Source organism: Kribbella sp. NPDC056345, from assembly GCF_042262745.1.
Classification (GTDB): domain Bacteria; phylum Actinomycetota; class Actinomycetes; order Propionibacteriales; family Kribbellaceae; genus Kribbella.
Genome location: NZ_JBHJQQ010000001.1, coordinates 920,718 through 934,743, shown reverse-complemented (window position 1 = coordinate 934,743; position 14,026 = coordinate 920,718). Strand labels below are relative to the sequence as shown.

At 66.6% G+C, this 14,026-nt stretch carries 4 protein-coding genes; all 4 read left to right on the top strand.

The genetic code is table 11. The features are described from left to right. Positions 1-145: 145 nt before the first annotated feature. Genes ACFCV3_RS04280 through ACFCV3_RS04265 form a run of 4 tightly spaced genes read left to right on the top strand, consistent with a single transcriptional unit; the run spans position 146 to position 13,909 of the window. Positions 146-3,637: a LamG-like jellyroll fold domain-containing protein gene (locus ACFCV3_RS04280; RefSeq protein WP_376025961.1), complete on the top strand. Its 3,492-nt coding sequence runs from the start codon at positions 146-148 to the stop codon at positions 3,635-3,637. Continuing rightward, positions 3,634-7,068, top strand: a complete 3,435-nt coding sequence (locus ACFCV3_RS04275; RefSeq protein WP_376025960.1) for a LamG-like jellyroll fold domain-containing protein — start codon at positions 3,634-3,636, stop codon at positions 7,066-7,068. The genes ACFCV3_RS04280 and ACFCV3_RS04275 overlap by 4 nt, the downstream gene beginning before the upstream one ends. Further along, entirely contained in the window at positions 7,065-13,460 is a 6,396-nt protein-coding gene (locus ACFCV3_RS04270) for an RHS repeat-associated core domain-containing protein (protein ID WP_376025959.1), read from the top strand. The genes ACFCV3_RS04275 and ACFCV3_RS04270 overlap by 4 nt, the downstream gene beginning before the upstream one ends. Beyond that, on the top strand, positions 13,457-13,909 hold the full coding sequence (locus ACFCV3_RS04265) for a hypothetical protein (RefSeq protein WP_376025957.1): 453 nt from the start codon (positions 13,457-13,459) through the stop codon (positions 13,907-13,909). The genes ACFCV3_RS04270 and ACFCV3_RS04265 overlap by 4 nt, the downstream gene beginning before the upstream one ends. Positions 13,910-14,026 lie beyond the last annotated feature (117 nt).

Below are 14,026 nucleotides of genomic sequence, written 5' to 3'. Positions count from 1 at the left end.
TTCGCCGAAGTCTGTCACTACCTGCAATTTCATTGACCCGCCGCGAAGACGCGGGTCAGTCTTGCTCCGCCCTCGGCCGACCTCCGAGTGGTGCGCCTCGGGGGAGGTTCGCGTTTTCGGCGGTGCTGAATTCCAGGGGTGAGGTATGTCTTCCAATCGGTGGTCCTTGCGCGCGTTCGTGCGCCCGATCAGCGTCCTTTCGATCACATCGGTGCTGGCTGCGGGGCTTGCAACCATCCCGGTGGTCGCGCAGGCGAAGCCGGAGGTCGCGCCGGCCTCGGCGCGGACCGAGGCCGAGGCCACGCGACTGGCGGCCAAGTTCAACACCTCGGTGGAGGTGGAGGAGAAGACGACGCCGTACACCCGGACCCTCGCGACCGCGCAGGGCACGCTGCAGGCCGAGCTCTCCAACGAACCGGTCCGCGTCCGCAAGGACGGTGCCTGGACCGCCGTCGACACCAATCTGGCTGTCCGCCCCGACGGGCTGATCGCGCCCAAGGCGTCCACGACCGACATCGCCTTCTCCGCCGGCGGTAACGGCCCGCTCGTCCGCTTCACCCGGGACGGCGGGGTCTTCGAACTGAAGGCACCTTGGTTGCTTCCGGCACCTACCTTGGCCGGATCCAAGGCGACGTACGCCGCGGTGCTGCCGGGCGTCGATCTCGTCGTCGACGCGGCCGACAGCAGCTTCAGCTACAACCTGGTTGTCCAGAACCGCGAAGCCGCCTCGAACCCCGCGCTCCGAAGCCTGACCTTCCCGGTCACGACCAAGAACCTCGACCTCCGTACGACGCAGCCCGGGCGAGCGTCGTACGTGGATTCGAACGGCCGCCAGGTCATCACCGTCGGCGAACCGGTCATGTGGGACGCCGGCGGCACCAGCATGAAGACAAAGGTGGCCGCGGCCGCGGCGGTGGAGCGAGGACCGTCCGGCAAGTCGAAGCGCGCCCTGATGGGGTTCGCCGGCACTGCCCGCGGCCTGACGGTAACGCCTGACCAGAAGATGCTGACAGCGGCAGACACTGTCTTCCCGGTGGTCATCGATCCGACCACGAGCATCGAGGTGACCCGCGATCGCAACGGCTGGACCGCTGCCTGGGAGCTGTACCCGACCACATCGTTCTGGAAGACCACGCACAGCCTCGGCGTCGGCTACGAGGGGTTCGAGCAGAACAAGATCGTGCGCTCGTTCTTCCAGTTCGACGTCGCGGCCTTCACCAGCAAGCACATCATCAAGGCCTCGTTGAAGACCTACGAGATCCACTCCGCGAGCTGCGCGGCGCGCTCGGTCACCTTGTCGCGCACCGGAGCGATCTCGACGGCCACGACCTGGAACAACCAGCCCGCGGTCCAGGCCACCGTCGCCAGCGCGAACGTTGCCAAGGGCTACAACTCGTCCTGCCCGGCCGGGGGGGTCGAGTTTCCGGTCACCGCCTCCGTCCAAGCCACCTCGAAGGCCAACGGCAAGATCGCGACCTTCCGCCTGAGCGCCACGAACGAGTCCGACGAGATCGCCTGGAAGCAGTTCAACAGCACGGGCCAGCTGATCGTCGAGTACGCCGCCTACCCGCTCCCGGCGTACGGGCTCGGCGTGGCGACGGACACCGATCTGCCCAGCCCGTGCGCTCCGTCCACCAATCCGACCATCGTGGCGTCCCTGCTGCCGCAGGTCTCCGCCAAGGGCCTGGTCGGGGCCGGCGAGCCCAGCGCGTCGATCTACGTTCAGTTCCAGCTCGTCACCCCGTCGCAGGTCGTGCAGGAGTTCCAGAACGCCGCTCCCGTCACGCCCAACGTCCTGGTCAAGGTGAAGCCGAGGACCGCCCTGACGACCGGAATCATGTACACGTACCGGGCCCGCACGATCCGCGCAGTTCCTGGCCAGACGTTGGTGTCGGCGTGGTCGCCCTCCTGCTACTTCAAGGTCGACACCACACCACCACCGGCGCCAACGATCACGGCCAAGTACAACGGCGTGACACTGACCGACTGCCTGACCAGTACGACGCCTGACGTCTGCCCCGAGGTGGTTCCGTTCGGCGCCAAGGTCACCTACACGATCTCGTCCACCAGCGCCGATGTCACCGCGCTGAGCTACGGCTTCAACGGCAAGATGACCCGCGTCAACGGACGCTCGGTCACGGTCAACCTGCTCACCCCGGGCCAGACCTTGATGACCCTGGGAGCGGTCAGCCACGACGCGGCCGACCACGGCAGTACGACGAGGTACCACCGCATCAACGTGGGACCGGGCCTGCCGGCTTCCGGCGCCTGGAACTTCGACGAAGGATCCGGTACGACGGCCGCCGACGCCTCCGGCAAGAACCACCCGCTGACCGTCACCGGCGCCCAGTTCGATGACGCCGGCCGGGTCGCCGGTTCGCTGACCTTCGACGGCAACAATGCGGGCAACAACCGAGCGAACGTCTCCGGCGCCGCGAACGTTGTCGACACCTCGCAGAACTTCACCATCTCGGCCTGGGCCCGCCCGACCGCCGTGAAGGACGGGGGAGTGGTGGCCGTCAGCGGATCCCAGGCATTCGGCGGCCTCCTGCGCTACGCCACCAACAGCAATCGGTGGACCTTCATGCAGAACGCCAGCGACTCGAGCACCGCGACACAAGCCCGCGTGGATTCACTGGCACCGCCCGTCCTGAATGTGTGGACGCATCTCCTGGGCGTCTTCAACGTGACGGACAAGACGATCTCGCTCTATGTGAACGGCAGGCTGCAGGGGACCGCCGCCTTCGCCCACACGCCGTGGAAGGCCCTGGGGATGGTCGACGTGGGTTCGTACCGGGCCGGCACCAGCGTCGGCGTGTTCGCCGGTGCCGTCGACGACGTGAAGATCTACCCCCGCGTCATGTCCGCGACCGAAGCCAACCGGGTCGCCGATCCGCGCGTCGGCCCGGCCGGCAGCGACGAGCCGGTCGCCTCGCTCGCCGCGAAGTACCCCTTCGACAACATGGTTGCGCAGAGCAACGGCCTCTGGTCGACCGAAGACATCGTGTACGGCCAGAACCTGACGGTCTCCGGATTCGCCGGTTCACCTGACCAGTCCTCGGCGGTCGTCGAGGATCCCGAGCGCGGCAAGGTCCTGGCCACCACCGGAACGGCCTCCGAGCTGCTCGCCGTCAACCGGGCACTGGTCGACGCGTCGGCGAGCTTCACCGTGACGCTGTGGGTGCGGATCCAGGATCCGGCGAAGCGGCAGGTGTTCATCCGGCAGGTCGGGGCCAACAGGGACTCCTGGCGGATCGAGTACCGGCCTGGGACGGACGACGACGCCCAGTGGGTGTTCAGCCGGGCCTCCAGCGACACGACCACCGGCACGTACGTGGAGGTCACCCAACCGACGAACCAGACGACGGCGGGTGAATGGACGGCCCTGGCCGCCCAGTACAGCGCCGCCACCGATCAGATGACCCTGCTGATCACCGACCGGTCCGGCGACGGCGGCACCGCGTCGTTCACTACTCCGTTCCAGGGCACCGCGAACGTCCTCTCGTGGGGACCGCAAGGCGACACGACGTTCGCCCCGCTCAACGCTGCCCTGGATGACCTTCGCGTCTACACCGGCGTCGTACCGCAGCGTCAGCTGTGCGTCGAATTCGGCGGCGACCCGACGCAGTGCTCATGACGAGGACTCGAGCATTTCCTCTCCTGCTCGCCCTGTCGCTGACCGCGGCAGTGGCGGTCAGCGGGCCAGCCGCCTCGGCTGAGACGGCCGGCCCGACGTCGGCCAAGACGGTCGCCGAGGCCAGTCGGCTCGCGGCTCAGTTCAACACCTCGGTGGAGGTGGAGGACAAGACGACGCAGTACACGCGGACTGTCGCGACTCCGCGCGGCACCTTGAGTACTGAGCTTTCCAACGAGCCGGTGCGCGTTCAGAAGGGCGGCGTCTGGACGGCCATCGACACAACCCTGGCACCGCGTGCTGATGGCATGGTGGCGCCCAAGGCGTCGACGACCGACATCGCGTTCTCGGCCGGTGGCAACGGCCCGCTCGCCCGTTTCGTGCGGGACGGTGGTGTCTTCGAGCTCAAGGCACCTTGGTTGCTTCCGGCACCTACCTTGTCCGGTTCCAAGGCGACGTACGCCGCTGTGCTGCCGGGCGTCGATCTCGTCGTCGACGCGGCCGACAGCAGGTTCAGCTACAACCTGGTGGTTCAGAACCGCGAAGCCGCCTCGAACCCCGCGCTCCGCAGCCTGACCTTCCCGGTCAGCACGAAGAACCTGAACCTCCGTACGACGCAGCCCGGGCGACCGTCGTACGTGGACTCCAACGGCCGTCAGGTCCTGACGGTCGGTGAGCCGGTCATGTGGGACTCCGCCGGAACCAGCATGAAGTCGGCGGGCGTCGAACGAGGGCCGTCGGGTCGGGCAAAGCGTGCCTTGATGGGGTTCTCCGGTAGCAAGCAGGGGTTGACGGTGACTCCGGACCAGAAGCTGCTGACGGCGGCGGACACCGTGTTCCCGGTGGTGATCGACCCGACGATGAACGTGACGCGGGACCGCAACGGCTGGACCGCTGCCTGGGAGCTGTACCCGACCACCTCGTTCTGGAAGACGACCCACAGCCTCGGGGTCGGGTACGAGGGCTTCGAGCAGCACAAGATCGTGCGCTCGTTCTTCCAGTTCGACGTCGCGGCGTTCACCGGCAAGAAGATCATCGGCGCATCGCTGCGGACCTACGAGATCCATTCCGCGAGCTGCGCCGCGCGCTCGATCACCGTGTCGCGGACAGCCGCGATCTCGACCGCCACGACCTGGAACAAGCAGCCCGCCGTACAAGCTGATGTGGCCAGTGCGAACGTTGCCAAGGGCTACAACTCGTCGTGTCCGGCGGGTGCGGTCGAGTTCAATGTGACCAACTCGATCCAGTACACCTCGAAGGCGAACAGCAAGATCGCGACGTTCCGGCTCCGGGCGACCAACGAGTCCGACGCGATCGCGTGGAAGCAGTTCGACAGCACCGGCAAGCTGGATATCGAGTACGTCGCCTACCCGCTCCCGGCGTACGAGCTCGGTGCGGCAACTCCGTCCGACTTCCCCGACTCCTGCTCACCGTCGAACGACCCGACGGTCGTTGCCTCCCTTCGGCCCCGGATATCCGCCAAGGGACGGGTCGGTACCGGTGACCCCAGCGCTCGGGTCGTGATCGAGTTCCTCATCCTCGACCCGTCCCAGCGCTCCTGGAAGATGACGAGCGCGCTGGTAGCACCTGGCGTGCTCCAGTCGCTGCCCGTTCCAACGGACCTGTCGGCCGCTTCGCTGTTCACCTACAAGGCCCGAACGCTGTACCCCATCCCTGGTGCGGCACCGCTGGAGTCGGCCTGGTCAGCGCCCTGCTACTTCAAAGTCGACCTCACGCCACCACCTGCGCCGACCATTACCGCCAGCTACAACGGCACCCCTCTGACCGACTGCTTCACCACCTCGACGCCGGACGTCTGCCCCGAGGTGGTGCCGTTCGGTGCCAAGGTGACCTACACGATCTCGTCCGGTAGTGCGGATGTCGTTGCCTTGGGCTACGGCTTCAACAACCAGCTGACCCGCGTCAACGGGCGAACGGTCACGGTGAACATCCTCACTCCCGGGCAGACCCTGATGAACTTCGAGGCGGCCAGCTACGATGCGGCCAACGCCCGAAGCACGACGGCGAGATTCCGGATCAACGTTGGCCCGGGCCTGCCACCGGCCGCGGCCTGGAACCTCGACGAAGGATCCGGTACGACGGCCGCCGACTCCTCGGGCAACAACCGCCCGCTGGCCGTGACCGGCGCTCAGTTCGACGATGCCGGGCGGGTTGCCGGATCGCTGACCTTCGACGGCAAGGACGCCGGTACCAACCGGGCCACAGCCGCCGGCCCGATCGTCGACACCTCGCAGAACTTCAGCATCTCGGCCTGGGTGCGCCTGACCGAGTTCAAGGACGCGGGCGTGGTGACGATCAATGGCACCGCCGGGACCGGTGGAATCCTCCGGTACGCCGCCTCGGTCAACCACTGGGCGTTCTATCAGAACGTCAGTGACACGGCGACCGCAGCCCAGGCCCGGATCGACTCGATCGCACCACCGGTCCTGAACGCGTGGACCCACCTGCTGGGTGTGTTCAACGCGAACGACAAGACGATCTCCTTCTACGTGAACGGCCGCCTGCAGGCCACGGCCGCCTACGGCTACACGCCATGGAAGGCGACCGGCTCGGTCGAGGTCGGCTCCTATCGCCTCAACGCCGCGAAGGGCGTGTTCCCGGGCTCAATCGACGACGTGAAGATCTATCCCCGGGTGCTCTCGGCCGCCGAGGCCAACAGCGTGGCGGATCCGCGGACCGGTCCGGCCGGCAGTGACACGACGATTGCCTCGCTCGCTGCGAAGTATCCGTTCGACAACGTCGCGGCCCGCAGCAACGGGGTGTGGGCAACCGACGAGATCGTCTACGGCCAGGAGATGGCAGTCTCCGGTTTCGCCGGCTCGCCCGACCAGTCCGCGGCGATCGTCGAGGACCCCGAGCGCGGCAACGTCCTCGCCACCACCGGAGCCGCCTCGGAGCTCCTGGCCGTCAACCGGCCGCTGGTCGACGCGACGGCGAGCTTCACGGCGACTGTCTGGGTGCGCGTTCAGGATCCCACCAAGCGACAAGTGATCGTGCGGCAGATCGGCGTGAACAAGGACGCCTGGCGGATCGAGTACCGGCCTGGCGTGGACGACGAAGCCGAGTGGGTCTTCAGCCGGGCGGCGAACAACACGGCCACCGGCCCCTACGTGACAGCGACCCAGCCGACCAACCAGACGACAGTGGGCGAGTGGACGGCGTTGGCAGCGCAGTACAACGCCGCTACCGATCAGATGACCTTGCTGGTCACCGATCGCTCCGGTGACGGCGGTACGGCGGGCTTCACGACCCCGGTCCAGGGCGGCGCGATGATCATCGCCCGGCCGGACGAGACCGATACGACGTACGGACATCTGAACGCCTACCTGGACGACCTGCGCGTCTACACCGGCGTCGTCCCGCAACGCCAGCTCTGCATCGAATTCGGCGGCGACCCGACGGAGTGCTCATGAAACTCAAGCTGAAGACCCGTGCACTTCCGATCCTGGTCGCCCTGTCGCTGACCGCGACAGTGGCGGTCGTCGGGCCGACCAGTTCGGCGGAGGCCAATAGCCCCAACCGGCCGAAGCCGGTCAAGGTCAAGAGCGTCAAGGTCAAGGACGTCCCGCCGATCGCGCCACCGGCCGAGTCGGCCGACCTCCAGAAGGCCGTCGCCAAGACGGCCGAGTTCGCTCATCGTCCGGTGCAATGGCCAGTTCCCGGACGCCAGAGTGTCGTGGTCAACGCCACGACCGACAAGCCGGCCGGGCCGGTGGCCGCACGCTCCGCGAATCGTGCGGCCCCGGCCACGGTCGATCTCGACTTCCTCGACCAGGCGGCCAGTACGCGCGCCGGGGTGAGCGGCGTACTGGTCAAGGCGAGCACGGCCGCCAAGTCCGACGTACAGCTGTCTTTCGACTACTCCGGCTACGAGAACGCGTACGGCGGTGATTGGGCCTCGCGGCTGGAGGTGGTTGCGCTTCCGGCTTGTGTCCTCACGACGCCCAAGGCGCCGGGCTGTGCGACCAGTACGCCGTTGCAGACGTCCAATGATTCGGCGAAGAAGACTGTCACGACCACCGCGCCGCTGGGGGCGCAGCAGTCGGTCTTCGCCATTACTGCCGGTTCGGATTCGAGCGCCGGTGACTACTCGGCGACGAGCCTGTCGGCGTCCTCGAGCTGGTCGGGTGGTGGGTCGAGTGGCGACTTCACCTGGTCCTACCCATTGCGGGTACCACCCGCCGCGGCAGGCCCGACGCCAAGCCTGGCCTTCTCGTACTCGGCGCAGTCGGTCGACGGCCGGACCTCGGCCACCAACAACCAGGTCTCGTGGGTCGGTGAGGGGTTCGACCTGACGGAATCCTTCGTCGAGCGCAAGTACACGAGCTGCGACGAGGACGGGAAGGTCGGCAAGTACGACCAGTGCTGGAAGTACGACAACGCGACGCTGACACTCAACGGCAAGTCCAACGAGCTCGTCCGGGCCTCCGGTGGTGTGATCGGCGCCAGCACCTGGAAGCTCAAGAACGACGACGGGTCGAAGGTCGAGAAGATCATCGGTGCCGACGACAACGGTGACGCTCTCAAGGAGTATTGGAAGGTCACCACCACCGACGGGACGCAGTACTTCTTCGGCAAGCACAAGCTGAAGGCCGGCCTGACTGCCGTCACCAACTCGGTCTTCACCGCGCCGGTCTACGGCGACGACGCGGGCGAGCCCTGCAACACCACGTCCACCGGCTGCAACCTGGGCTGGCGCTGGAACCTCGACTACGTGGTCGACCTGCACGGCAACGCGATGTCGTACTGGTACACCAAGGAGCTCAACAACTACGCCAAGAACGGCGTCGCTTCGCCCGGTACGCCGTACGTGCGTGGTGGATATCTCAACCGGATCGACTACGGCCTGCGGGACGCGTCGCTGGCCGATGGGGTGAAGGCACCGCAGCAGGTCGTCTTCACCGCGGCCGAACGCTGCCTCGCGAACTGTTCGGTGCTCAACGCAACGACCAAGGCCAACTGGCCGGACGTCCCGTTCGACCAGGTCTGCGAAGGCACGACGGCCTGCACCAACAAGGTTTCGCCGACCTTCTTCACCCGCAAGCGTCTCTACCAGATTCAGACCCAGGTGCTGACCGGTACGACGTACCAGCCGGTCGACTTCTGGCAGACCAACCTGACGTTCCCGACACCAGGCAGCAGCAGCGACGGTCGGCCGATGTGGCTGAACGGCATCTCACACAGCGGCAAGGTCGGTACGACGCTGCCTGTGCCGGACGTGACCTTCAAGCCCGTCGGACTGGCCAACCGGGTCGACACGACCTCGGACGGCCTGCCGGGGCTCGTGCGGTACCGGGTCGGCGAGATCAACACCGAGACCGGTGCCAAGGTGATGGTCAACTACGCCGGCAAGGAGTGCATGTCCGGCGAGCGGCCGGCCAAGGACACCAACACCAAGCGCTGTTACCCGGTGAAGTGGAAGCCACCGCTCGAGGTCGAGCGCGAGGACTGGTTCCACAAGTACGTCGTCGACAGCGTCGTGACCTCGGACCAGACCGGCAACGGCGCAACGATGGTCACGCAGTACGTCTACTCCGGCGGCGGTGCCTGGCACTACCAGCAGTCACCGATGCTCAAGGACGCCGACAAGACCTGGTCCGAGTGGCGCGGCTACAGCCTGGTCACGACGTACTCCGGTGACGCGAGCGACACCACCTCCCCGCGCAGCCGCTCCGTCACGAAGTACTTCCGCGGCATGGACGGCGACAAACTCGAAGGCACCACCGCCGTCAAGAACGTCGACGTCACGGACACGACAGGCGGCGTACGGGCCGATGCCGAGCCGCTGGCCGGCAGCCCGCGCGAGCAGATCACCTACCAGCACGCGACCTCCAACACCGAGGTAGCCGGCGTCATCACCGACTACCTCATCACCCAGAAAGCGTCGTACGCCGTCCCCGGCGGCACCCTGAAGTCCACCTTCGTCGGATCGTCCGCGACGCAGAACCGCATCGCCCGCGACGGCGGCCGCCCGAACCTCGTCAGCGCAACGGCCACCACGTACGACCCGGACAACACACTGCCCACCACGGTCACCGACCACGGTGATGCCGGAAAATCCGGCGACGAGACCTGCACGGTCACGAACTACCTGAAGAAGCCGGCATCCTGGCTGCTCGCGCTGCCGATCCGCAACGTGACCTCGACCGGTGCCTGCGACGCGGACTCTGCCAACCCACCGGAGGATCGGGTCCTGACCGACGTCCGGACCTTCTACGACGGCAAGCCCTACGGCGACGCCACACTCGGCGATGCGACCTCTGTTCAGCGCCTGCATCACTACACGGCAGGACTGCCGGTCTACCAGACGACCGGAACGAAGACGTACGACGCTCTCGGCCGCGTCCTCTCCTCGGGGGATGCGCTCGGACGCATCAGGTCGACCACCTACACCCCGGCAACGACCGGGCCGCTGACCCAGAGCGTGGTCAAGCAACCGACGGTCAACAACTACAGCGGTACGCCGGTCAGCTTCAGCACGACCACGACGTACCGGCCGGAGTGGGGTGTGCCGTCGAAGACGACCGACGTGAACGGCAAGGTCACCGAGCTCGCGTACGACGCGCTGGGCCGGCTGACCGGCGTCTGGTTGCCGAGCCAGGCGCCGGCGTCGACGAAGCTCGCCAACACGAAGTACACCTACACGATCTCGAACACCGTGGCCTCGACCATCCGCACCGACCAGCTGAACATCGAGGCGAACGGGTACAACACGGGGTACCAGCTGTTCGACTCGCTGCTGCGCGACCGGCAGAGCCAGTCTCCGGGCGCCGACGGTGGCCGGGTGATCAGTGAGACCCGGTACAACTCCCGCGGTCTGCCGGTCTACACGAACAGCGACATCTGGAACTCAGCAGCGCCTGCGCCGGCTCTGGTTGCGATTCCGAACGCGTCGGTTCCGAACCAGACCTTCAACGAGTACGACGGCTCCGGGCGGAACGTGAAGTCGACGTTCATGAGCATGCTGCAACCGAAGTGGTCGACCTCGACCGTTTACGGCGGCGACATCACGACCGTGTTGCCGCCGTCCGGTACGGCAGCAACGGCGACCGTGACCGATGCCGAGGGGCAGGTCGTCGAGCGGCGCGAGTTCAAGGGCAACACCGCGACCGGCACGCCGGATGTGACCAGGTACAGCTACGACATGGCCGGCCGGATCACCCGGATGGACGGTGCCGGCGCGTCCTGGACGTACAAGTACGACCTCCGTGGCCGCAGGATCGAAGGGGTCGACCCCGACTCGGGCAGGACAACCTCGACGTACGACGAGGCCGACCGGCTGGTGTCGAGCACGGACTCGGCGAACCAGACCATGGTGACGACGTACGACGCCCTGGATCGCAGGACCGGCCTGTACAAGTCGAGTGTTGCGCCGGAGAACCTGCTGGCGGACTGGAAGTACGACAAGACCGGCCTGCTCGGACAGGTCGCGGAGTCTGCCAGTTACACCGCGGGCAAGTCGGGCCCGGCCTACCGGACACTGATCAACGACCGGAACGTGCTCTACAAGCCCACGCAGGTCACCCGGGTCATCCCGTCCGTCGAAGGTATCGAGGTCGACGGCAGCTACTGGACCAACTTCGGCTACAAGCCCGACGGCAAGACCCTGGAGATGACCTCGTTGTCCGCGGGTGGTGGGCTGGGTGCCGAGGACATCCACTACGAGTACAACGCGCTCGGTCTGCCGCTCAAGATGCGCAGCGACCGGATCTACGTGAACGGGACCGAGTACAACCCGTTCGGTGACGTCACGAAGGTCATGCTCGGTGCGAGCTTCGACATGGAGATCAACCACATCTACGAAGACGGCACCCGCCGTCTCGCTCGCACCACGGCCGGCAAGGCGAAAACCTTCTCCGACCACCTGTACACGTACGACCCCAGCGGTAATGTGCTCAAGGATCACAACCTGGTGGACGGCGGCGACGCCCAGTGCTTCACGTACGACGGCCAGCGTCGCCTGACCGAGGCCTGGACACCGGCCGACGCCGACTGCACGCAGGCCCCGAGCGCCATCGGCCTCGGCGGAACTGCGCCGTACTGGCAGTCGTGGACCTACACCTCGATCGGGCTGCGGAAGACGCAGGTCGACCACTCGGTTGCCGGTAACAGCACCAGTACCTACAACTACAACACGGACCAGCCGCATACGTTGGCGAGCGTCACCCAGACCGGCGTGCCGACCAAGTCCTACGACTACGACGCCCGTGGCAACACCACCGTGCGTCCCGGTCAGACGCTGGACTGGGACGAGCAGGGCCGGCTACGCAAGCTGACAGGCTCCAACGGAGACACCAACTACGTGTACGACGCCGAAGGTGCTCTGCTGGTACGGCGCGGTCCCACTCAGACCACGCTGTTCCTGGGCGAGCTCGAGCTCACCCTGGACAAGGCCACCCGTAAGGTCGCCGGCAAACGGCAGTACGGCTTTGCCGGCCAGACCATCGGTGTCCGGTCGGCCAACGGCACCGCAGTCTCGGACATGTCCTGGCTGGTGACCGACTATCACGGCACCTCCCAAGTGGCCGTGGATGCGGATACCCAGGTTGCCACCAAGCGCTACGCCAAACCCTTCGGCGACCCTCGAGGCGCCAGCCCGGCAGCGTGGCCCGACAACCACGGTTTCCTGAACAAACCCGAGGACAAGGACACCGGGCTCACCACTGTCGGCGCTCGTGAATACGACCCGACCATCGGCCGGTTCATCAGCGTCGACCCCTTGCTGGACGCCGGCGATCCCCAGCAGTTGCTCGGCTACACCTATGCCAACGACAACCCGGTCTCCGGCTCCGACCCGTCCGGCATGATCAATGCCCACGACGATGGCGGTGGCGGTGGCGGAGGTGGTGGCGGCACCGTCACCGTCACGACGCCGGAGACACCTGAGGTTTCCACCGGCGACAACGACAACCAGTCCAACGACGGCGGCACCAACAACAACAACGACGACGGCCACAAGAAGAAGAGCGGTATCGGGGGCTGGTTCAAGAAGCGCGTCAACGACGTCAAGGACAAGGTCGACGAGGCTCACGACTGGGCCAAGGACCACGCCTCCGAGATCGGCAACGCCGTCGCCATCGGTGTCGCCGTTGTCGGTGTGGCCGCGTTCTGCGGCGCGACCGCCGGTATCGGCTGCCTGATCGCGGCCGGCGCGGTCATGGGTGCCGCCGGCGCCAGCCTCGGCTACGGCACTCGAATAGCCCTCGACGACAAAGAATCCTTCAGCACCGCCAACTTCGCCAAAGAAGTGGTCGGAGGCGCCGTCATGGGCGCCGCCGGCAGCGCACTGGGCATTGTTGCCGGCGCCGCTGCGGGAGCAGCCGCCTCCGGCGTGGGCAAAGCCCTCGTCGGCAAGACCGCCGGCGAGGCTGCAGCCAAGACCCGCACCCTCTGGCGCGGCGACACCCGGGGGCCGAAGGAGATCTTCGAGACCGGCTTCAAGGCACGCGGAAGCATTGGTAGCCTCAAGGATCACCTGTACGGGAAGCTCGGGGACAAGAGCCGATGGATTTCGACCTCGAAGTCCAGGGAGCAGGCACGCCTGGCCGCGGTCGGCGCTCGCAACGCCCAGACCAACGGGCTGCAGAGGCCCTTCAAGCCGGTCTGGGTCTACGAGATCGCCGACCCGGGTGGCGGCGTGAACGCGCGCCCCTACCTCGGAGGGCTGAAGAACCTGATCCTGCGGACCGAGAAGGAGATCTCGTTCGATCGAGCCATCCCGCCCGAATTCATCAAATCTGCGCGGCAGTCCGGTCCGTTCGGCTGGATCGGAGACTCGATACCGAATCCAGGATTCAGAGGATGAGCGAAGACGTCGACTATCACGAGGTCAGGCCGATCACAGTCTGGATCGACGAGGTGGAGCAGTGCGGCTCGTTGGAGCTGAGCTCGACCACGGACTCGCACTGGACGCTGGTCCTGACGGCTCCCGACGGCCGCACCTGGTCCGGAGCCGGCCAGGGCCTGTGGACAGCATTCGTCGAACTGTGGAGCCGGCTCGAACCACACGGCTACAAGCTGTGCTGTGCGGGTGCCAGGACCGACGCATGGATGCGCCACGGAAGGTCCGTCGACGGCGATCTGGTCGACCTTTGGACCAGACGAACCTTCTTCGGCATCCGCCACCGGGCGTGGCTGTTCGACTATGCCCCGCCCAGCGAGATCAGCACCATCGCAGCACAGGAAGCCCGCTACAGCCGATGGATCGACACCCCGTGGTGGAGGGCCCTCCTCCCGGGTGACCCTGTCCGCTGACAGCGGTTCAGCATCGCAACCGGGGCCGCCGCACGGCGGCCCCGCCAAGGCCCGCGGTGGGGCGCTGGAGAGGTACGCCGAAACATCCGTTGACTCTGTCGGGGTGCGGATGGAGTA

Excerpts from the sequence above, each read along its gene's own strand:
- ACFCV3_RS04280 (WP_376025961.1), top strand. The coding sequence starts at position 146 with ATGTCTTCCAATCGGTGGTCCTTGCGCGCGTTCGTGCGCCCGATCAGC.
- ACFCV3_RS04275 (WP_376025960.1), top strand. The coding sequence starts at position 3,634 with ATGACGAGGACTCGAGCATTTCCTCTCCTGCTCGCCCTGTCGCTGACC.
- ACFCV3_RS04270 (WP_376025959.1), top strand. The coding sequence starts at position 7,065 with ATGAAACTCAAGCTGAAGACCCGTGCACTTCCGATCCTGGTCGCCCTG.
- ACFCV3_RS04265 (WP_376025957.1), top strand. The coding sequence starts at position 13,457 with ATGAGCGAAGACGTCGACTATCACGAGGTCAGGCCGATCACAGTCTGG.